This window comes from Paenibacillus glucanolyticus (assembly GCF_037333485.1).
GTDB lineage: Bacteria > Bacillota > Bacilli > Paenibacillales > Paenibacillaceae > Paenibacillus_AQ > Paenibacillus_AQ glucanolyticus.
The window spans coordinates 1,088,499-1,108,249 of sequence record NZ_CP147845.1; the positions used below are offsets into that span (position 1 = coordinate 1,088,499).

A 19,751-nucleotide genomic window follows, 5' to 3' on the forward strand; every position below is an offset into this window, starting at 1 on the left:
GTCCAAGAATGATTTTCTCATTTTTGAACATTTTGTCACAATCGCTCAAGTGACCGTAGCTCCAGAATCAGGTATAATGAAATGTGGACTGTGTTCGATGCGATCCTGTAAAGGTTCCAGATAGTTAATGATTACGAGCAGCAGGTGAGATGAGTGAATGATAAACAATTAAAATGGTTGAGTTACATAACATGCATCGTTATGTTCTGTGCGACTTTTGGAGGCATGGTTGTAACGAAGACGGGTTCGGGACTCGGTTGTGGCCAAGAGTGGCCGCTGTGCAACGGGAAATTTGTTCCCGCTTACACGGTTTCCTCCATGATCGAATACTCGCACCGGGCAGTTAGCGGAATGGCGGGTTTGGCAGCTCTGGCCTCGCTTATCGCGTTCTGGAGATATAAGCGGGACCGGCGGGATTTGATGGCTTACGTCATTGGCACCTCGGTGTTTGTTGTGGTACAGGCTATTATGGGAGCCTTTGCCGTGGTCAAGCCCCAGTCGGCAGCAATCATGGCGCTGCACTTTGGATTCTCGCTGATTGCGTTTGCCAGCTCGGTTATGCTGGCTCTTGGCATGCGGCGGGTAGAACAGGCCAAGGAATCCGTTGATCGGGACCGGCTGCCGCGGGTAACCAAAGGGTTCCGTAATTTGGTGTGGGGAACCACGTTGTACAGCTACGTCGTTGTTTATATCGGTGCATTCGTCAGCCATACCGATTCGCGGGAAGGCTGTTCGGGATGGCCGCTGTGTAACGGAGAAGTTATACCCGAGCTGACTGGGGGCGTGGGGATTGCCTTTATGCACCGCGTCGCAGCCCTTCTGCTGCTGATTGTGGTGGCTGTTATGGGGCACTTTGCTTATTGGCGAAACCGGAACAATAGGGAGATACAGATGCTGGGGATTTCGGCAGCCGTGCTCTGTCTGCTGCAGGTGTTCAGCGGTGCCCTCATCATGGCAACGATCCATAATGAGGAGGTTTATGTATTCTCCGCATTGGGGCATACACTGCTGATCTCGGCGCTGTTCGGCGTACTTTGTTATTTAAGCGTGAGAGCATGGCAGCTAGGCAAGCCGCTTGAAGCGAAATTGCAGCGGGACCAAGGTATTCCCCGCGAGAAGATTGTGTAAGTAGTAAAGGCTCATGCCTGAGCCTGATCAGATCGAAATTTTTAATAACATAGATGTACGCAAAGTCCCCGGGCCAGCAATGCAGTTCGAGGGCTTTGTTGTATAGGAAGGAGGGGAGTCGTTGATCGTTCATAATCTTCGCCAGTGGCTCGAAACGCTACGCAAGGAGAATGATCTTGCTGTCATTGATACCCCGGTAGATCCGTATTTGGAGCTGGCCGAGATTCATCGGCGCGTGATTGATGAGGGAGGGCCGGCCTTGCTCTTCACTAATGTGAAAGGCACGCCCTTCCCTGTGGCTACGAATTTGTTCGGCACGCCGCGCAGAGTCGATATGGCCTTTGGGCCCAGGCCCGAGCAAATGATGAAATCGCTGATCGGTGCTGCGGAGACATTGCTTCCACCAACCTTTTCAGCGCTGTGGAATGAACGGGGGCTGCTTAAGGACATTTTAAAGGTAGGCATGAAATCAGTTCCGCAGCATGAAGCGCCTGTGATGGCAATAAAAGTGACGGAGAATCCGCTGAAGGATCTGCCGCGGCTGACCAGCTGGCAGGATGACGGCGGACCTTTTGTTACACTGCCGCTTGTATACACGGAGAGCCCATCCAAACCGAAGGATCATAATCTGGGCATGTACCGGCTTCAGATTTACGATGACAACAAGGCGGGTATACACTGGCAGATCCATAAAGGTGGCGGTTTCCATTATGCTGAAGCAGAGCAGCAGAATCAGGCGCTTCCGGTCTCAGTATTTGTAGGTGGACCCCCAGCTCTGATTGCCTCTGCGATTGCACCGGTTCCGGAGCATTTGCCGGAATTGCTCCTGGCCTCCCTCATTCTTGGCGGGAAATTGCCAATGACCGACAACCCGCTGGGAGGACATCGCATTCCGGCAGAGGCGGAATTTGCGATTAGCGGTGTGGTGCCACCGCATGAACGCCGTCTGGAAGGCCCTTTTGGGGACCACTACGGTTATTATTCCCTTGCCCATGATTTCCCGGTCCTGCATGTGAAGCATATGTATGCGGAAACCGGCTTCCATGCCTTAACCGCAGCGGTCGTACGGGAGAGCTATTCCCGTGAGGCGCTTTTGTCCGCATTCCGAATTTTGGGCGAAGGGCAGTTGTCACTAACCAAAATGCTGCTCCTGACCAACCGTCCGCTCGATCTGTCCGATTTTCGTGAAACATTGGAAGCGGTATTGGAACGGTTTAATCCGGCATCAGATTTGTTTATATTTAATAAAACGTCCCATGATACCTTGGACTATACGGGGAATAAGCTCAATCATGGCAGTAAGGCCGTGCTCATGGGTATCGGTCGGCCAATTCGTGAGCTGCCGCGCAGTTATACCGAAGGTGAAATTCCGGGCATATCTCAAATGGCTCCATACTGTGGGGGTTGTCTGGTCGTTTCGGGGGCATCCTATGAGAACGATCCCGGACTGGCCCAGCAAGTGATGGGGTATTTAAAAGCACGGGATACCGCATGGCCGTTGGTGATTGTGGTTGATGATGCCGAAGCGGCAGCGGCCACACAAACCTCATTCCTGTGGACGGTTTTCACCCGCTTCAATCCGGCAACGGATATTCATGCGGCAGCTGATATCCAGCATCATCATCTATCCTATAAACTTCCGCTGGTTATTGATCACGAATGAAACCGGGATATCCGGAGGAGCTGTCCCCGCGAGAAGATATCGTGCAGACGGTGGATGCTCGCTGGAGCGATTATTTTGGCAAATAGCAATTCATGAAAGAAGGTTAATCTGACGACGCGAGGGGGTACCGCCATGCTGCGAATGTTACTCGGGGAACAGCCCCGACACAACAATGGCTTGCTTGAGGAGGCCATCGAATCGATGGTCAAGACAACCCGGCTGCTGCAAAAGGAAATGGAGAAACATCAGGATCCAACGCATGATTTTCGCAAGCTTGAGATTTGGACCCGCGGATTGATTGTATCCCTTGATGAGCTGGAGCAGAGCTGGAATGCGGCCAAGCATTTCAGTCAGTCGGTTAAATCGGGTTATATCGATGATATGTCAATTCAGGAGCAGGGCGAGTATCAAAGGTATGTGTATTTTTACAAAAACGGATTTATTCGCGTATTCTCCATCCTTGACAAGCTGGGTACGGTGCTTAATGAGCTGTATGATCTCCACACCTCGAAGGTTAAGGCTCATTTCTCCTACTTTACGGCACTGCGGCAGTTCAAGTTTCTAAAGGCACACGGTGAGCTGGCGTCAGAGCTTGAGGCGATCAAGGAACGCTATAAAATACCGCTGAACACACTTCGGAAACGCCGCAACGCTGAGATCCACTATATGAATTCAGAGATGCAGGATGATCTGTGGCAGCGCCATCAGGGACTGTCGGATAAAATCGAGCTGGAGGATATCGACCAGCACCTCGAGGATCTTAAGCAGGGTGTAGATATGGTATGCCGAAGCTTGGCTGCCTCGTATCGATATACTAATCGGATCTGGGCGGAAAAAGGAGTGCGGGTTTAGGCACAAAATCGCCATGAAATTCCTTTTGACAAAAACCTGAAAAGAATCTATACTAACTATTGCATTCATTAAATGTTATTAAATCAGATCAAATTAATTGGAAAAATTTCATATCGATGTTTTCTTATCGAGAGAGGCGGAGGGACAGGCCCGATGAAGCCCGGCAACCGGCTCCAGCGTATATCGCGTAACGCGATGACGGATGGAGTGACATGGTGCTAATTCCTTCAAAGCTGCAGGATCATCCTATGGCTTTGACAGATGAGAAAAGGCGTTGACTTTTACGTAAAGAGAGCCCTTTTTGATTCTACAAAAAGAGGCTCTTTTATTTTGGGTAAATAGATATGAGGCTATGGAAAAAGGAGGATTATCGGATTGATTGAGCTCAAGCAATTGACGAAGCAGTACGGAAAAGCCCGAACGCTAACCACAGCCTTGTCCGAATTGGATTTGTCGATTGAAAAAGGAGAAATCTTCGGTGTGATCGGACACTCCGGCGCAGGTAAAAGTACATTGATCCGTTGTATCAATTTGTTGGAACGTCCCACCTCCGGCGAGGTGTGGGTTAACGGTAAGAATTTGACACTGCTCGGCAAGAAGCAGCTTCAAGCAGAGCGTCGCAAAATCGGGATGATCTTTCAGCACTTTAACCTGCTGTCATCCGCAACGGTTTACGATAATATTGCCTTTCCGCTGCGGCTGATCAAGACGCCGAAGGCTGAGATGGAACGCAAAGTATCCGAGCTGTTGGCCTTGGTTGGCTTGGAGGCTCACCGGGACAAGTATCCGTCCCAGCTGTCAGGAGGACAAAAGCAGAGGGTCGGCATAGCCAGAGCGTTGGCAAGCGATCCGGAGGTTCTGCTGTGTGATGAGGCCACTTCAGCGCTGGATCCGCAGACCACGGATTCGATCCTGCGCCTGCTGCTGGATATTAATAAGAAATTTCATCTCACGATTGTGTTGATCACCCATGAGATGCATGTCATCCAGAGCATATGTGATCGGGTGGCCGTTATTCATCAGGGCGGCATTGTGGAGCAGGGGCCGGTAACGGAAGTGTTCCTGAAACCTAAACATGAGGTGACGCAGGAATTCATCCGTCAAGAATTGGACAGCGGAGAAGCGCTCCGGCTGGCCATGCAGGGTCAGGCGAACAGCTCTTCCCAAGCGGTGCAAATTACGTTCCTGGGATCGAAAACGTACGATTCCATTCTATCCCATACCGTTCATGAGACAGGCGTGAATTTTGCGATTCTGCAGGGCACGATCTCCACGATCAAGGAAACACCGTATGGCCAGCTCATCGTACGCTTCGAAGGGGAAGAAAGAGCCATCGAAGAGACGATTCGGAAGCTGCTTCAACAAGGATTAGACGTGGAGGTGATTCATTAATGTTCGAGCTCGATTTTACCCAGATCGACTGGAAAGAAATCGGTACGGCAACATTGGATACCCTGCGAATGCTGGGGGCTTCGGCTTTGTTCAGCTTCATTATCGGGCTGCCGGTTGGCGTGCTGCTGTATATGGCTGCAAGATCCACATCGGGCTTGGTGCGCTTCGGATATTCGATCCTGTCGTTCATTGTGAACATCCTGCGTTCGGTTCCGTTCATCATCCTGATCGTTGCGATGATCCCGATTACGAAGTCGCTTGTGGGTGTATCGTACGGCGTCCTGGGAACCATTCCGCCGCTCGTTGTGGGGGCAGCACCGTTCTTCGCCAGACTGGTGGAGACGGCCCTGAATGAAGTGGACAAAGGTGTCATTGAAGCCGCTCATGCGATGGGCTCCTCGACAAGCCAAATCGTGTGGAGGGTGCTTCTTCCCGAGGCTCGTCCGGGTTTGCTGGCGGGCATGACCATCACGATTGTGACCCTGGTATCCTATACGGCGATGTCGGGTCAGGTCGGCGGCGGCGGTTTAGGGGATTTGGCCATCAAGTACGGCTATTACCGTTATGAGACGGAGATCATGATTCTGGCCGTTGTGTTAATGATTGTGCTGGTGCAGCTGCTGCAAATGGCAGGGGACCGCCTGGTACGGCATTTTACAAGAAAATAACGGGATTGGTAAAGCATCAAGGCAGACATTATATAGATAATACATTTTCGGAGGGAGAGTTTAAGAATGAAAAAATGGACATTGGCACTCATCAGTTTGACTTTGGTTACGGTGCTGGCTGCATGCGGCAGCAAGCCTGCGGATAACGCTTCGGAGCCAGGGGGAACAACGGGAGGCAGCGGTCAAGAGACCGTAACCTTGAAAGTAGGAGCTTCGCCTGCACCACATGCGAAAATTCTGGAACATATCAAACCTGCGCTTGAAAAAGAGGGCGTGAACCTGGAAATCGTGGAGTTCACGGATTATGTTCTGCCGAATACGCAAGTAGATTCCAAAGAAATCGATGCAAATTTCTTTCAACACAAGCCTTACCTGGATAATGAAATCAAGGAACGCGGCTTGAGCTTGGAATCGGTGATTGCGGTACACGTTGAACCGCTGGGTGCTTACTCCAGAACGATTAAGTCTGCGGATGAGTTGAAGGATGGAGCCGTTGTAGCAATCCCTAGCGACCCATCGAACGCTGGTCGTGCATTGTCCCTGTTGTCCAAGAACGGCGTAATTAAGCTGCAGGATGAGACGAAGCTTGAAGCTACCGCCAAGGATATCGTGGAAAATCCGAAGAACCTGCAATTCAAGGAAGTTGAAGCCGCCATGCTGCCGCGTATGCTGGATGAGCTGGATCTGGCTGTCATCAACACGAACTATGCGCTTGAAGCGGGACTCGACCCAACGAAGGATGCTCTCTTTATCGAGGACAAAGAGAACCCTTATGCAAACTTGCTGGTAGCCCGTCCGGATAACAAGGATTCCGATGCCATTCAAAAATTGGCGAAGGCACTGACTTCCGAGGACGTGAAGACTTTTATTGAAGAAGAGTACAAAGGTGCCGTCATTCCGGCATTCTAATGGATCATAGCAGGTATCTGCTGTATCCATGAATAGAGGGGCATTATTCGAAAAGACCTGCGGGTCTATCGAGTAGGCCCCTTTTTTTGTTTACCTTAGTCGCTGCCCCCTACAAGTTGTGAGGCTGGATCAAATCTTTTATACTGAAGGAAGGATATCCATCTAAGGAGGGAAAGCCTTGAAGGGAAAAGTGGCGCTGGTTACAGGCAGTGCGACAGGTTTAGGAAAAATGACTGCTCTGTCGTTAGCGCGGCAGGGATGTAATATGGCTATAAATTATGTAAACAGCAAGGATGAGGCAGAAGCCCTTTCTCGTGAAATTGAAGGACTTGGCGTCAAGTCGATAGCGATTAAAGCTGATATCGCCAGCGAGTTGGAGCTGTATTCTCTGGTGGACCAAACGGAAGACCGTCTTGGCAGCGTCGATATCCTGGTGAATAACGCAGGCCCTTTCATTCGGGAGCGCCGCCTGTTCTCGGAGTACACCCGCGACGAAATTGTACATATGGTCAATGGCAACCTAACCGGTGTCATGCTGCTGGACCATCGCGTTCTACCTGCCATGCGTGCGAAAAAATGGGGCCGGGTCATCCATTTCGGCTTCGGGCATGCCGGCGAAGCACGAGCGTGGCCTCAACGCGCAGCCTATGCGGCTGCCAAAGTGGGCCTTGTTTCGTTTACCAAGACGCTTGCGGTGGAGGAAGCGCCATATGGAATCACGGTCAATATGATCTGCCCTGGAGATATACGCGGTGCAAACAAGGAGAAGTCCATTGATGAGGTGTCAGGTATTCAGGACGGTCTGACACCGCGCGGACGATCGGGAAGCGGGGAGGACATCGCCAGGGTAATCGAATATTTATGTCTGGATCAATCGGATTTCATTACCGGCAATATTATGGACATTTCCGGCGGACTGGACCCGATCCGGCCGTTAATCAAACCGGAATAGGATCTCATTATATTCTCTCAAAAAAAAGAGTCTTGGTTCCGTAAGGAAACCAAGACTCTTTATAGTTAAAGAAGATTTAGAATACTTGAACTACTTCTTGAATGCCTTCTACTTCTTCAACCAGGGCGCGTTCAATCCCTGCCTTCAGAGTAATGGTGGAGCTTGGGCAGCTGCCGCATGCACCCATCAATTTCAGCTTAACGATGCCGTCTTCAACGTCGACCAATTCCACGTCACCGCCGTCGCGCTGCAGGAACGGACGAAGTTTATCAAGCACTTCAGCCACTTCATCATATACAGTGGTTTGCGTGTTTTCACTCATCTTGTTCAACTCCTTTCCTCCCTATATTATAGTACATAAACCGGCAAATTAAAATGCCAATCTTAAGGCGGGTTGAATAACAATGTCCATCATGATTGAGCTTTGTACAAGTAATTCCTATTTCGGAACGGATAAAGTTTTACAACCGCTTGAAGCCAGGTTTGATTGTCAAGTCATTGAATATGGCTGCCTGACAAGCTGCGGCCAGTGTTATTTGACGCCCTTCGCCTATGTCGATGGCGACTGGATGGAAGCCCCCACGGCTGAAGCGCTGCTTGAGGCCGTAGTGCGCAAGTTGGAGAGCCTAGAGCTCAATCAGGAGCAAGGCTGAGCTGCAGTTTTTCCATGAGCGACTCGTCATATTTCAGACTAGTAGTGGCGCTTGGATTTCCAGAGTACACCGCTCTTCAATATTCTTGGCACTCGGCCCATAACCGAAGTGCTGCCCATCAGGCCAAAGCCTGCATGCTTGCCAAGGGAACCCAGCGTTCCCTTCAGCTTCAGCGGAGATACCTTAGGCGTATCCTCACGCCAAACCGCTTTCAAGACATGTCCCACTTGCTCGGCTTGAGCTCCGGCCGCTTGGGCACTCGGGACGAACGGAAGGCTGGCGCAGTCGCCGATGACATACACTTCCGGATGGGAAGGAACCTGGTACCACTCGTTTAGCAGAATGCGCCCGCTGCGGTCTTTTGGCAGATCGAGATCCTGCACGACTTTTACAGGCTGGATGCCAGCCGTCCAAACAGCCAGATCGGTTGCGATGGGCACATCGAGATTGTACACGGCGTCCTTCTCAACCCGGGATACGGAAACGCCGCTGTGGATATCCACGTGATGCTCCTCAAACCAGCGTTGAATATAAGCAGACAAACGGTTAGGAAAAGAAGAAAGAACGCGTTGTCCCCGGTCCAGTATGGCGATATTAAGGTCAGGTCGGCTTTCACGAAGATCGGCAGCGAGTTCGATGCCGCTTAAGCCTCCGCCAATGATATGAACTTGACCGTAAGGTCGCAGGTTGTTCAGGTTCAAATAGGTTTCCCGGGATGCAGAGAAAGATTGCAGGCTGAACGTAAATTCCTCAGCGCCCGGTACTCCATGATAACGGTCCGTACATCCCAGGGCAATGGCGAGCTGATCGTACTCCACAGGATCGTTGTTTGTCAGGTTAACAAGCTTCTTCTCAAGGTCAACGGATGTAACTTCACCGTATAGAATATGGAGCCGATTATACACTGGAAATTTCACACGAACGGCGGTATCGGCCACGGTGCCTGCTGCCAGCGCGTAATATTCGGTTTTGAGTCCTTGATATGGCATGCGGTCGATGAGCACGACCTCCACGTCTGGAGGAAGATAGCCGCTGAATAATTCCTGAATTAAGGCAAGACCACCATAGCCTCCACCGAGAATGACGAGCTTTTTCATAAATTTCTTCCTTTCTCAAGAGATAAGAAGGTGAGTGGATGTTCGCAAGAAAAACGCCGCTAAAAGCGGCTTAGGGTACCCACGCTATATTATCTCTTTAACCTGTTTTCCGTTTTTTGGAACGTCTGCTTGTATTCATCGCTGCTGATAAGGGTTATTCGTAAACCTTGATCTCGTTGTAGAATGTGTCTCTTTCAACCGGAATGCGGCCAGCGCCTTTGATAAGCCACACAAGCTCTTTGCGTGTCAATCCCTCCGGTGTTAAAGCTCCTGCAGCATGGCTGATGCGTTCCTTCAGGATGGTACCATGCACATCGGAAGCGCCAAAGCTAAGCGCCACTTGAGTCAACTGTGCTCCGATATTAATGAAATAGGCTTTGATGTGGTCGATATTATCGAGCATCAAGCGGCTGATGGCAATGGTTTTGAGATCCTCGTAAGCCGAGTTCCGGCGCATAATGCCCGCATTTTTATTCTTAGGCTGCATGGACAGTGGAATAAATACCATGAATCCATTGGTTTCATCCTGCAGATCCCGGATTTGCAGCATATGGCGGATACGGTCCTCATGGCTCTCGATAGATCCGTACAACATGGTTGTATGGGTCTTCATGCCAAGCTTGTGTGCAGTACGGTGAACATCGAGATACTGATCCACATTGGCTTTATCCACCTTCATCTTCTGACGGTATTGGTCCGATAAAATCTCGGCACCGCCGCCTGTCAAGGATTGCAGACCGGCCTTCTGCAGTTCCTGCAGCACTTCCTTCGTGCTAAGCCCGCTGATTCGGGTGAAGAACTCGATCTCTGCCGCGGTGTAGGCTTTCAGGGTCACTTCCGGGAAACGTTCGCTCAATGCCTTCAGGGAATCTACGTAGTACTGGAAAGGCACATGATTATTATGTCCGCCAACGATGTGGAATTCTCGAACTCCTGGATGAATATGCTGTTCCACATATTCAATCATCTCAGCACCGGATAGGGTATAGGAGCCTTCCTCGCCTTGATCCTTCCGGAAATTACAAAACGCACAGTGGGATTCGCATACATTCGTGAAATAGAGACTCATGTTCTCGATGAAGTATACTTTTTTCCCGTTCTTGCGCAGGTTTGCCTCATTAGCCAGCTGCCCGAGGGTCAACAGGTCATCGGTTTGGTACAAATACACACCGTCTTCGAGATTCAGGCGTTCGCCGCTTCGGACTTTGGCAACGATTTCGGCCATTCTCTGATCGGTAAAGGGTGTTACAATCGTGGACATGTTCAATCCTCCTGTTCACACTTGATCTGTCTGAACATTCAGCAGCCAAGTGATCATAAAGTGGATCACTCCCCGTAGGGAACGGTCCGTCTATAATGGTATAACTGCTGCATCCATAATGGGCTGAATAATTAATGGAGTTTGTGAAAAAATATACAACTGTGGACCAGCCATAACCTTTGCCGCATTTAAGCCGGGGGATGTGACAATTATCCAACAGTTGCCGCCCATGTTCCTTCCCTATTATAAACCTGACCCCTCGGGGTAGCAATACAAATAGAGGAATTGAAAACAGGTAATTGTTCATATGGCAAAATGACCATCATAAGAACCTTGAGCGAATTCGCGAAGAGGAGTATACTTAAAGGGTGAACGAAAAGGAGGGTGACCTATGATAACAATCAGCGAAACGGCTGCAGAACGGTTGAAAGAAATGCTTGCTGAACAGGAAACGCCCAATATGTTCCTTCGATTGGGTGTCACTGCCGGCGGTTGCAGTGGTTTTTCATATGCAATGGGCTTTGATGACAGTGAAACGGAAGCAGACGTATATATGGACTTGCAGGATATGAAGGTGGTCGTTGAGAAGGACGACCTGAAATACCTGAACGGTCTTGAGATTGATTTTGAAGAATCCGGCATGACCGGCGGCTTCACCATTCACAACCCGAATGCTACGGTTACTTGCGGCTGCGGTTCGTCGTTCCGCACGCGAGAAGACGCAGGCAAACCGAGCGAGGAGCCTTGTTAAGAAGCGGTTTTCAGCGTTGACGGTTCCGGATGTGCCTTGCGGAAGCATAGGCGCCATGATTGTGGATCACGGCCTTTATGACGGTAAATAACCGTTATGGAGGTCGTTTTTTATGTCTTTAAAAAAGCGCACGAAACGAATCAATATTGATAAGAGTTATTCGCAATTAACGTTTAAGCAAGCGCTCGACATGGCAATCAGCGAGAAGAAGGCGGAGGGTTTGCGTGATCGTACGATAAAGGATTATGAGAAGCATTACGGATACTTCGTTAAATGGCTACACGATTATATGAATATTCTATCAATAAAGAAAAATAATTTATTAGTATTTATAGACACATTTTATATACATATATCACTATATAAAGGTAATTAAATCTTGAAATGGAAGGGGTAACAATGAAGAAAAGAAGGGTATTAAGTATTTTGTTTTCTCTGACACTAGTAGCTGGTTTATTTTCTGGAGTAGCGTCTGCAGAAGAAGAAAAAGAAAGTCCAAAGGCTGTTGTTAAGGAGACTATTCTGTCACCGGTAGAAAAGAATGAGAGTTTGAAGGTGACCATTCAACAACTTTCTGATGGAACACAGAGAAGGATTTTTAGTGGCTCAGGTAATGCTGCTGATAACCCAGTTCGATTAGACATTAAAGTGAACTCCGAGAATAATACATATAACGTTATCAGAACTGACCTGTCTAATGACCCCAAATACCAAAAAACGATTGAGCCTTTCGCTCCCTTGTGGAACAAGCAAATTAAGTTGTTAACAAAAGATCCCGCGAATTGGGATATTGTCTATACAAAAGCTCTGCTATACTGGTATTCACAGAATGGGTATCCTGCTTATAGTACTGGCGGATCTGCAACTTGGGCTGTTAAAAATTCTCCACTCAAAACTAATTGGTACGTTGATCTTGAACAATCATGGAGAAATGATAGGCAAGATGGCACTGCAGTAGGACAAGCAGTATATGGGAGTTTTCATAATTATGATTTTGGTGACCATAATAAAGGAACATGGGTTACTCACAATGTCTATGTTTGGGGAGAAAACAATGCTGGGTTTGACTATGATGCGATTCAGGACATAACTGGTGAAGGCGAACTATTGTTATGGAGTACAATCGAAATATATTAAGTGAAAATGACCGACTACCTACTATGGGTAGTCGGTTTCTTAAAGTTCATTAAGATAAAGCTAACAGATAACAACACGATTATAATCCACGTATATCTATATACTCCATTTCCCCCAGAGAAATAAAGAGCCACAGGTATCAACCAAACTATAGAAATTAGCATGAGTCCTCTTCTACGTGCTATGGCTGAAAAAACTGCCAAACAACCAGGGATAAATAACATAAAGAGTAAGATCGTAATAGTACCCCAATTCAACATTTCGGTAGGGTTGAAAAAACAAACGATAATATAAATCACAACGCTACACAATCCTCCGCAAACTCCTAGCAACTTATCAATAAACATTATCTTCCTCCCCTCTTGAGGTATAAGAACCTTCTTCCATTCTAATTGATATTATTTCACATATCAGTATAAATTTATAATTTTTAATTTTCACTATTGTTCACTATACCTTTGCTTCGGCAAAGAATTACGTGTCCTGTATCTCTCATCCGATCCTTAGTTCGTGTAGTTTTAACGACTTATGATTATTAGGTTTCCCCTCGTTGTATGACTGAATCAACACTCCAATGCACATTTTTCTCCTAGATCGAAACATCGTTCCGTAAGCCGCCGGGATCAAGCAAATTATACTGCCTAACGAAGTATCTTGCTTGTTCTGATCGTTTCTCTTCCGGTTCTTGGATTGAGCACGTTTACGCAGCGTTACAAATAGTCGGAATATTGCGGTCCTAACGACACGGACGACATTAGCAGATTACGGTCGAAAATGAGCGGATCTACGGAAGGGCGATTTATACGTTGTGATTTATTGTGAGTTTGCGCGATTTTCCTGCCGCATGCCTCTGACGCGTGACCCCTCCGAAATCTCATAGTTTGTTTTTTCATCGATTCTCCCCCCATTCTTATTGTTTAGGGTAAACATAAGCGTTTACACCATTAATATCATCTGGTTGAGGTTTAACTATTTTATTTCGATCTCTAAGCTGATTCATTAGTACATCGCCTGATCTGAGGTCACCTATATGCAATGCATGGCCCAATTCATGAGCGAATATACTCTGAGCAACATTCCAAAAATCCTTCCCTAGAGTTGTTTGATTAACTACTGCAGTTTGGTTGATCCAAATCTGAAATTGAGAAGCTTGACCATGTCTATCTAAAAACTGTGGCGTGTAGCTTCCAAAAATTTGAGTATCGGATAAATTACCCATTATAACAGTATTATCAGCGTTAGCATCTCGGCTAATATACACTTTAGTAGAAGCCGCATTCCAAAAAGCCGCAGCGCTGATGAGGGCCGATTCATACTGTGAAGGCTGGGGGGCAAACCTTATACTTGGTGACAAATACCCAGTTTTTAAAGGTACGTAAGCGTATACACTTGAGGAGAACAATAATACTAACCTAATAATAGCTGTTAAGATTAATGACGTTTTCTTTTTTAACATTTTATACCTCCTGTGTTTTCAGTGGACTCTTTTTGAGGCAATTGTAATTGAGAAGGGTGATGAAACCATTACGGTAACATCCTATGAGAATAGGACCGCTGCAACGTTTCTCGTCGCAGTAGTCTTTTTTTGTGTAACACCTGCCGCTTCCTACATAATATGTAGATGAAGAAGAAACTCAGGCCATAATTCAGAGGCACATAACAAAAAAATGCAGCCCGCCCGACATAGAGGTGGTAAGCTGCATTTTTTTATGTTCTCCTTAACCGATCATACCGGGAAGAAGAAGGTGTCGTTCAGCATCAGCACAATCATACCGGCTGCCACAAGCGAAAAGACGATACAGCCAGCTCCGAGTACCCGGCGCTTGTCTTTGATGAACTTGAAGCCCATGACAAAGATAAGAACGGTGATGGCTGCTAGGGCAACGGACATGCCGACAATGGCAATCCAGTACAATACTTCAAACAACTCTGCCAAGGTGACAAAGCCTCCTTTATCGTTATCCAAGCGTGATGGATTTATTACGGACAAAGCTCTTTTCTTACTATACGATAGATCACATCATTTGGAAAGGGAAGCCATCGCGACAACACCGGGTAGACAAATTATTAGGCATACTCTCACGGACAATCATCCAAGAAAAAGCGCGGATACGGGAATAGAATAACGTATGTCATGAATAAAAGGAGGCGAAAGCAGCATGGCGGGAAGACAGCTGGCCAGCAAGTGGCTAAAGACGGAGGCACTGCTGACCGATCCGCAGGTTGCTCCCTACATTCCGGCTACCGAGTCGTATGGAGGGGATACCCTGGTCTCAATGCTGGCGGAACACGAAATGGTCGTGATCAAGCCGATTGTAGGTACCGGTGGTAACGGAGTCATCCGAATACAGAAAGACGGGACGGGGTACCTGGTAACCCATAAGAGACGTACGGTTCATGCAGATACATTGAATTCCCTGTTGCAGGTACTGGGCAGAATGAAACTGAAACGGCGTTACATGATTCAGCAGGGCATTCATTTGGCTAAAATCCATGGGCGTCCACTGGATTACCGGGTGAAGGTGGTTAAGGAGAGAGGGAGATGGGAGTTCAGAGCAATGCTTGGGCGGCTCGCCAGCCCGGGGCTGTTTGTTACGAATATTTGCAAAGGGGGAACGCTGCTTCGGTGTCGCCACGCGCTTCGGTTGTCGCTGCCCCATATCAATGCAAGGGAAAAGCGAAATGAAATGCGTCGTGTAACCAGGCAGTGTATTTCAATAATGGAATCACGCTTTCCGGGAATCGGGGAACTGGGGTTTGATTACGGTCTGGACAACGAAGGGAAGATTTGGATTTTGGAAGTTAATACAAGACCAAGCTGATTTTTTGTTCGTTATTCCCCCTGATATTCGTTTATATGATTTTTTAATAGGGTAATTAAAAAATAACCACAAGTTTCCGATATAATAATTGATTATTTTTTTTTATAGTAGAGTTGTTCCAAATCCTGTGTATAACATTTATCCCCATAATCCACTTTGATATGACCCTGTTTTTTACACTTACCAACAAATTATACACAGGATTTCCACAGAAGGCTGTGGATAAGCGAACAGTTGTTCCGCTTTAGTATGTCTGATATGATAGATTCAGGAAATTTGAGGAAGGGGTGTGAGAGGGATGGCTATGTTGACGGATGAGATGCTTCTCGATTCCTATCATATGGCTGTTGAATTGAAGTTGGAGCGAGAGTTCATCACTCTACTATTAGCTGAAATTCATAAACGGAACTTGGACACCGATTCCGGCAGCATCCTGCATTAATCAGATTTTTCGTATATAGAGCAGATAACTTACGACATGATACGTATATAATGTGGGAGCTTTCAACCAAGTTCTACATAGGCTTTGACGAAATAGAAAAGGTATCTTCGATTCTGGGCCGGGCTTAAGCCCTTCAGAACGAAGATACCTTTTTTTCTATAATAACGTTCTATATGAAGTCGAAGTCATGAACCTTATAATTTCATGTTACTGCTGTGGCCCGGAGCGAGTCTGGCCTCAGGATCAAAGTATACCTTGGCGTTATTCACAGCGGTTGGCGCTTCACCAAATCCGACGGCGATCAGTTTAACCTTGCCCGGATAGGTGGTGATATCACCGGCCGCAAAAATTCCGGGAATACTGGTTTCCATGCGGGAATCCACAACGATGGAGTTGCTTTCAATCGCAATGCCCCATTCGGAGATTGGACCGAGGGAAGAGACAAATCCGAAGTTGACAATCACATCGTCCACTTCAATCTCCTGCGTTTCCTTGGTCTTGATATGGGAAAGGGTAACCTTGGAGATGGCTTCCTCACCAAACAATTCGGTGATTTCTGTTGGTGTAATGATGTTCACCTTGGACGCCAGCAGCTGCTCGACACTATGCTCGTGAGCACGGAACTTGTCGCGTCGGTGAACCAGGGTGACTTGCTCTGCAATGGGTTCGATCATGAGTGCCCAGTCCACGGCGGAATCGCCGCCGCCGCTAATGAGAACCTTCTTGCCCTTGAAGCGGCTGAGATCGTTCACGAAATAATGAAGGTTGCTCTTCTCGTATTTCTCGGCACCTTCAACTTCCAGACGACGGGGTTGGAACGCACCTACACCTGCTGTGATAATCACGGCTTTGGCATGGTGTTCACCCAGATCGGTTTTCACGACAAAATGACGTTCCTCGAGCTTTTCCACAGCCTGGACTTTTTCTTCAAGACGAATATCCGTTTGAAAGAGCTCCATTTGTGTGGACAGATTGTTCACAAGCTCCTGAGCGGTCACTTTCGGAAAGCCTGCTACGTCATAAATATATTTTTCCGGATACAGCGCAGCCAGTTGACCTCCGAGTTGAGGCATGCTCTCGATAAGTTTTACCGAAGCTTGGCGCATTCCGCCGTAAAAAGCAGCAAACATGCCGGCAGGTCCGCCACCGATAATCAAAAGATCCGTCATGTTGTTGTCTTGTGGCATCGTTGTCATGCGGTAAGCACCTCCATAAAATGAGATTATATTCGAATCAGACAGACGTTCTTGCCTGGATTAAGCTGATTCATGAATTCCTTACCTATTATAATCGCCCCGAACCAGCATGAAAAGACGAGAATTGAGCTAAAATACCTAACATTGGAATGTTTGCGCTTACTTAGTATGTCAGGGTATAAATGGTGGATAAATTTGCATATTAAATGGCAAAAAAAATCTTGATATTTGCATGGTTTATGCATATGATTAACGTGATAACTTGTGTTCATTACAGGGTTGCAATATATTTTGATAATAGTAGCAACTGTACGGAAACCGCAGAATGACAGCTGTTTTTGAACAAAAATGGATAATCAGGTCAAATGATGAAACGGGCTCTGATAAGGGCTCTTCTCTTTTTTTGGGTGTAATTCACAGAATGTTAACATGTGTACCATACTGTATATATAAAGAGTAAGCTGGAAGGAGCAGTAGAATGAGCAGCATACCGAAGATCGTAATCCTTGGCGCGGGTTACGGGGGCATATTGACAGCGCAGCGGCTGCAAAAAGAGCTGAATTATAATGAGGCCGATGTTACATTGGTGAATCGCCATGATTATCATTATATTACAACGCATTTGCATATGCCGGCAGCAGGAACAGACAGCATTGAGAACACCCGGGTATCCATTTCGAAGCTGATTGACGAGTTTAAAATCGATTTGGTCAAATCCTCGGTGCAGGAGATCCGTCTTCACGACAAGAAGGTGATTCTTGAAGATGGCACTTTATCTTACGACTACCTAGTCATCGGGCTTGGAGGGGAACCGGAAACCTTTGGTATTCCAGGGCTCGCCGAGCATGCGATGACCATCCGAAGCATCAACTCGGTCCGATTGATTCGTGAGCATATTGAGTATCAATTTGCTTTATATAAGAATGAGCGCAGACCGCAAGAGCGCATTAACTTTGTTGTGGGCGGGGCAGGTTTCAGCGGCATCGAGTTTGTAGCCGAGCTGGCGGACCGCATTCCGAGATTGTGCAAGGAATATGATGTCGATCCGACACTGGTGAATATCTATAACGTAGAAGCCGCGCCAGCTGCTCTTCCGGGATTTGCACCGGAGCTGGTTGAGTACGCCATGAACGTTCTCGAGAAGAAGGGCGTAACCTTCAAAATGGGCATTGCCATCAAGGAATGCCTGCCGGGCGGCGTCGTGCTGAACAACGGTGAAGAGATCAGAGCGGCAACAGTGGTATGGACCGGCGGTATCCGCGGCAATCGCTTGGTTGAAGCAGCAGGCTTCGAAACGATGAGAGGCCGCGTGAAGGTCGATGAATATCTGCGTGCTCCCGGGTATGAGAATATTTATATTATCGGCGATAACTCCCTGATTTTTAATGAGGAAGGCCGTCCTTATCCGCCGACTGCCCAGATGGCGATGCAGCAGGGCGTATGCTGCGCCCAGAATATCGTTGCGGCGATTAGGGACAAGTCAATGCGCAAGTTCGAGTTCAGTAATAAAGGCACGGTAGCCTCCCTCGGCCGAGGTGAAGGCATTGCTGTTGTCGGGGATAAGAAATATCAGGGCTGGAAAGCGGCTCAGCTGAAAAAATTGGTTGATCTCCGCTACCTCTTTATTATCGGGGGGATTCCGCTCGTCCTGAAAAAAGGTAGGTTTCTGTAAATGAGACACTGCAGCGTTCAAGTACGGGGGCTGCTCACAAGAGATGAGCTGGATCGTTACAACGCCTTAATGGAGGTTGGCTCCTATCTGGAGTCGCAAGATCAATACGATCTTGCGTATACGATTCAGCAGGAAGTCGACATTCTTATTCTTCCTGCCATCGAGCGGCTAAAGGATAAAGGACGTGCCCGCGACCGGGCGACAGCGGAATATCTTGAAACCTTGCGCAAGCAAGAACAAGATGAGGAAAACGATAATGAATGAAGAAGGGATGCTCTCCTGAATTAGAGAGCATCCCTTTTTTTGTACATGTTATCTATGTGTTAGAAGGAGTTATACCTTCATCAAATCGGTAAATGAAGCCTGGTCAAGCAGGTTGCCGACATAGAAAGGACCGAACTCGCCAAAACGTGCACTCACTTCGTCAAATCTCATTTCATACACGAGTTTTTTGAACTGAAGGGCTTCATCGCTGAACAGCGTTACGCCCCATTCCCAATCGTCGAGTCCTACAGAACCGGTAATGATTTGTTTTACTTTGCCTGCGTAGCCGCGGCCAATCATCCCATGGCTCTTCATCATGGATTTACGGTCATCCATGCTCAGCATGTACCAGTTGTCCGACAAGTCTCGTTTTTTGTTCATCGGATAGAAGCAAATATGCTTCGATTTAGGCAGGGCTGGCTTCAGACGAGCGATAACATGCGGATTCTGCATCGGATCCTCATCGGAAGAGCCGGCCAGATAGTTGCTCAGCTCAACAATGCTTACATAGGAATAAGCCTTGGTGGTGAACTGCGCAAACGTCGTTTTGTTAAAGGCATTCTCTATCGCGTTTAGATCTTCCAGCGTCTCGCGCAAATGCATGAATACAAAATCGGCTTTCTGGCCGACGATCGTATATACAGCGGTGCTGCCTTGCTTAGCGGCTTCGATGGCATCCCATTCCTGAAGGAACGCATTCAGCTCGTCCAGCGCAAAAGCGCGTACTTCTTCATCTGCAGCTTTCCAGGCTGGCCAATTGATGGTACGGAAATCATGCAGCGCATACCAGCCCTCCAGCGTCATTGCAGCTTCGTTCATGTAATCACTCCTAAACGTTATGTTCGTTATCATTGAAGCGGATAACCGCTTGCATTAACTCCCTTCATTGTAC

At 47.7% G+C, this 19,751-nt stretch carries 20 protein-coding genes, 1 pseudogene and 1 riboswitch; of the genes and pseudogenes, 14 read left to right on the forward strand and 7 right to left on the reverse strand.

The features are described 5' to 3' along the window. The first annotated feature begins 153 nt into the window (after positions 1–153). The 7 genes and pseudogenes from WDY75_RS05185 to WDY75_RS05215 all read left to right on the forward strand — a co-directional run bounded on the left by WDY75_RS05185 (position 154) and on the right by WDY75_RS05215 (position 7,564). Positions 154–1,128, forward strand: a complete 975-nt coding sequence (locus tag WDY75_RS05185) for a heme A synthase (RefSeq protein WP_063477745.1) — start codon at positions 154–156, stop codon at positions 1,126–1,128. A 121-nt stretch (positions 1,129–1,249) separates the two neighbouring features. Beyond that, a pseudogene (locus WDY75_RS05190) lies at positions 1,250–2,877 on the forward strand (UbiD family decarboxylase domain-containing protein). A gap of 46 nt (positions 2,878–2,923) precedes the next feature. Beyond that, positions 2,924–3,643, forward strand: a complete 720-nt coding sequence (locus tag WDY75_RS05195; protein ID WP_006212614.1) for a Cthe_2314 family HEPN domain-containing protein — start codon at positions 2,924–2,926, stop codon at positions 3,641–3,643. 121 nt (positions 3,644–3,764) lie between these two features. Continuing rightward, positions 3,765–3,911, forward strand: a riboswitch (SAM riboswitch). Between the two features lie 107 nt (positions 3,912–4,018). Next, complete coding sequence (locus WDY75_RS05200) at positions 4,019–5,035, forward strand: methionine ABC transporter ATP-binding protein (protein ID WP_006212613.1); 1,017 nt, start codon at positions 4,019–4,021, stop codon at positions 5,033–5,035. After that, positions 5,035–5,703, forward strand: a complete 669-nt coding sequence (locus WDY75_RS05205; RefSeq protein ID WP_063477744.1) for a methionine ABC transporter permease — start codon at positions 5,035–5,037, stop codon at positions 5,701–5,703. The genes WDY75_RS05200 and WDY75_RS05205 overlap by 1 nt, the downstream gene beginning before the upstream one ends. A gap of 66 nt (positions 5,704–5,769) precedes the next feature. Continuing rightward, on the forward strand, positions 5,770–6,612 hold the full coding sequence (locus tag WDY75_RS05210) for a MetQ/NlpA family ABC transporter substrate-binding protein (protein ID WP_036644711.1): 843 nt from the start codon (positions 5,770–5,772) through the stop codon (positions 6,610–6,612). 178 nt (positions 6,613–6,790) lie between these two features. Further along, positions 6,791–7,564 carry an SDR family oxidoreductase gene (locus tag WDY75_RS05215; RefSeq protein WP_063477743.1) on the forward strand — a complete coding sequence of 258 codons (774 nt, stop codon included), beginning with the start codon at positions 6,791–6,793 and terminating at the stop codon, positions 7,562–7,564. Between the two features lie 76 nt (positions 7,565–7,640). Here the strand turns inward: WDY75_RS05215 and WDY75_RS05220 are convergent, their stop codons facing one another. After that, entirely contained in the window at positions 7,641–7,886 is a 246-nt protein-coding gene (locus WDY75_RS05220; RefSeq protein WP_006212609.1) for a NifU family protein, read from the reverse strand. An 82-nt stretch (positions 7,887–7,968) separates the two neighbouring features. On the opposite strand from WDY75_RS05220, the gene WDY75_RS05225 reads away from it, so the two are divergent. Beyond that, entirely contained in the window at positions 7,969–8,217 is a 249-nt protein-coding gene (locus WDY75_RS05225) for a YuzB family protein (protein WP_063477742.1), read from the forward strand. 38 nt (positions 8,218–8,255) lie between these two features. On the opposite strand, the gene WDY75_RS05230 is transcribed toward WDY75_RS05225, so the two are convergent. Both WDY75_RS05230 and mqnE read right to left on the reverse strand, forming a co-directional pair. Beyond that, positions 8,256–9,314 carry an NAD(P)/FAD-dependent oxidoreductase gene (locus WDY75_RS05230; RefSeq protein WP_006212608.1) on the reverse strand — a complete coding sequence of 353 codons (1,059 nt, stop codon included), beginning with the start codon at positions 9,312–9,314 and terminating at the stop codon, positions 8,256–8,258. Positions 9,315–9,468: 154 nt separating this feature from the next. Then, complete coding sequence (mqnE, locus tag WDY75_RS05235) at positions 9,469–10,575, reverse strand: aminofutalosine synthase MqnE (RefSeq protein ID WP_006212607.1); 1,107 nt, start codon at positions 10,573–10,575, stop codon at positions 9,469–9,471. A gap of 391 nt (positions 10,576–10,966) precedes the next feature. On the opposite strand from mqnE, the gene WDY75_RS05240 reads away from it, so the two are divergent. Then, positions 10,967–11,326 carry a HesB/IscA family protein gene (locus tag WDY75_RS05240; RefSeq protein ID WP_006212606.1) on the forward strand — a complete coding sequence of 120 codons (360 nt, stop codon included), beginning with the start codon at positions 10,967–10,969 and terminating at the stop codon, positions 11,324–11,326. Positions 11,327–11,725: 399 nt separating this feature from the next. After that, on the forward strand, positions 11,726–12,463 hold the full coding sequence (locus WDY75_RS05245) for a hypothetical protein (protein ID WP_063477740.1): 738 nt from the start codon (positions 11,726–11,728) through the stop codon (positions 12,461–12,463). Positions 12,464–13,373: 910 nt separating this feature from the next. Here WDY75_RS05245 and WDY75_RS05250 read toward each other — a convergent pair. Then, positions 13,374–13,919 (reverse strand): hypothetical protein, encoded by a 546-nt coding sequence (locus WDY75_RS05250; protein WP_063477739.1) that lies wholly within the window; start codon positions 13,917–13,919, stop codon positions 13,374–13,376. A 270-nt stretch (positions 13,920–14,189) separates the two neighbouring features. Beyond that, entirely contained in the window at positions 14,190–14,399 is a 210-nt protein-coding gene (locus tag WDY75_RS05255) for a hypothetical protein (protein ID WP_006212602.1), read from the reverse strand. Between the two features lie 223 nt (positions 14,400–14,622). On the opposite strand from WDY75_RS05255, the gene WDY75_RS05260 reads away from it, so the two are divergent. Both WDY75_RS05260 and WDY75_RS05265 read left to right on the forward strand, forming a co-directional pair. After that, on the forward strand, positions 14,623–15,285 hold the full coding sequence (locus tag WDY75_RS05260; RefSeq protein ID WP_036644697.1) for a YheC/YheD family protein: 663 nt from the start codon (positions 14,623–14,625) through the stop codon (positions 15,283–15,285). A gap of 298 nt (positions 15,286–15,583) precedes the next feature. Further along, complete coding sequence (locus tag WDY75_RS05265) at positions 15,584–15,727, forward strand: sporulation histidine kinase inhibitor Sda (RefSeq protein WP_006212600.1); 144 nt, start codon at positions 15,584–15,586, stop codon at positions 15,725–15,727. Between the two features lie 194 nt (positions 15,728–15,921). Here WDY75_RS05265 and WDY75_RS05270 read toward each other — a convergent pair whose 3' ends face one another. Continuing rightward, positions 15,922–16,923 (reverse strand): NAD(P)/FAD-dependent oxidoreductase, encoded by a 1,002-nt coding sequence (locus WDY75_RS05270; RefSeq protein WP_036644695.1) that lies wholly within the window; start codon positions 16,921–16,923, stop codon positions 15,922–15,924. A 478-nt stretch (positions 16,924–17,401) separates the two neighbouring features. Here WDY75_RS05270 and WDY75_RS05275 point away from each other — a divergent pair, with 478 nt between their 5' ends. Further along, positions 17,402–18,595 carry an NAD(P)/FAD-dependent oxidoreductase gene (locus WDY75_RS05275; protein ID WP_006212599.1) on the forward strand — a complete coding sequence of 398 codons (1,194 nt, stop codon included), beginning with the start codon at positions 17,402–17,404 and terminating at the stop codon, positions 18,593–18,595. Next, on the forward strand, positions 18,596–18,859 hold the full coding sequence (locus tag WDY75_RS05280; protein WP_063477738.1) for a hypothetical protein: 264 nt from the start codon (positions 18,596–18,598) through the stop codon (positions 18,857–18,859). A 69-nt stretch (positions 18,860–18,928) separates the two neighbouring features. Here WDY75_RS05280 and hemQ read toward each other — a convergent pair whose 3' ends face one another. Next, complete coding sequence (gene hemQ / locus WDY75_RS05285) at positions 18,929–19,678, reverse strand: hydrogen peroxide-dependent heme synthase (RefSeq protein ID WP_006212597.1); 750 nt, start codon at positions 19,676–19,678, stop codon at positions 18,929–18,931. Between the last annotated feature and the right edge of the window lie 73 nt (positions 19,679–19,751).

What these genes read in the sequence shown, in the direction of transcription:
- WDY75_RS05195 (WP_006212614.1), top strand. Translation starts at nt 2,924, where the DNA reads ATGCTGCGAATGTTACTCGGGGAACAGCCCCGACACAACAATGGCTTG.
- WDY75_RS05205 (WP_063477744.1), top strand. Translation starts at nt 5,035, where the DNA reads ATGTTCGAGCTCGATTTTACCCAGATCGACTGGAAAGAAATCGGTACG.
- WDY75_RS05210 (WP_036644711.1), top strand. Translation starts at nt 5,770, where the DNA reads ATGAAAAAATGGACATTGGCACTCATCAGTTTGACTTTGGTTACGGTG.
- WDY75_RS05220 (WP_006212609.1), bottom strand. Translation starts at nt 7,886, where the DNA reads ATGAGTGAAAACACGCAAACCACTGTATATGATGAAGTGGCTGAAGTG.
- WDY75_RS05225 (WP_063477742.1), top strand. Translation starts at nt 7,969, where the DNA reads ATGTCCATCATGATTGAGCTTTGTACAAGTAATTCCTATTTCGGAACG.
- WDY75_RS05230 (WP_006212608.1), bottom strand. Translation starts at nt 9,314, where the DNA reads ATGAAAAAGCTCGTCATTCTCGGTGGAGGCTATGGTGGTCTTGCCTTA.
- mqnE (WP_006212607.1), bottom strand. Translation starts at nt 10,575, where the DNA reads ATGTCCACGATTGTAACACCCTTTACCGATCAGAGAATGGCCGAAATC.
- WDY75_RS05240 (WP_006212606.1), top strand. Translation starts at nt 10,967, where the DNA reads ATGATAACAATCAGCGAAACGGCTGCAGAACGGTTGAAAGAAATGCTT.
- WDY75_RS05245 (WP_063477740.1), top strand. Translation starts at nt 11,726, where the DNA reads ATGAAGAAAAGAAGGGTATTAAGTATTTTGTTTTCTCTGACACTAGTA.
- WDY75_RS05250 (WP_063477739.1), bottom strand. Translation starts at nt 13,919, where the DNA reads ATGTTAAAAAAGAAAACGTCATTAATCTTAACAGCTATTATTAGGTTA.
- WDY75_RS05260 (WP_036644697.1), top strand. Translation starts at nt 14,623, where the DNA reads ATGGCGGGAAGACAGCTGGCCAGCAAGTGGCTAAAGACGGAGGCACTG.
- WDY75_RS05265 (WP_006212600.1), top strand. Translation starts at nt 15,584, where the DNA reads ATGGCTATGTTGACGGATGAGATGCTTCTCGATTCCTATCATATGGCT.
- WDY75_RS05270 (WP_036644695.1), bottom strand. Translation starts at nt 16,923, where the DNA reads ATGACAACGATGCCACAAGACAACAACATGACGGATCTTTTGATTATC.
- WDY75_RS05275 (WP_006212599.1), top strand. Translation starts at nt 17,402, where the DNA reads ATGAGCAGCATACCGAAGATCGTAATCCTTGGCGCGGGTTACGGGGGC.
- WDY75_RS05280 (WP_063477738.1), top strand. Translation starts at nt 18,596, where the DNA reads ATGAGACACTGCAGCGTTCAAGTACGGGGGCTGCTCACAAGAGATGAG.
- hemQ (WP_006212597.1), bottom strand. Translation starts at nt 19,678, where the DNA reads ATGAACGAAGCTGCAATGACGCTGGAGGGCTGGTATGCGCTGCATGAT.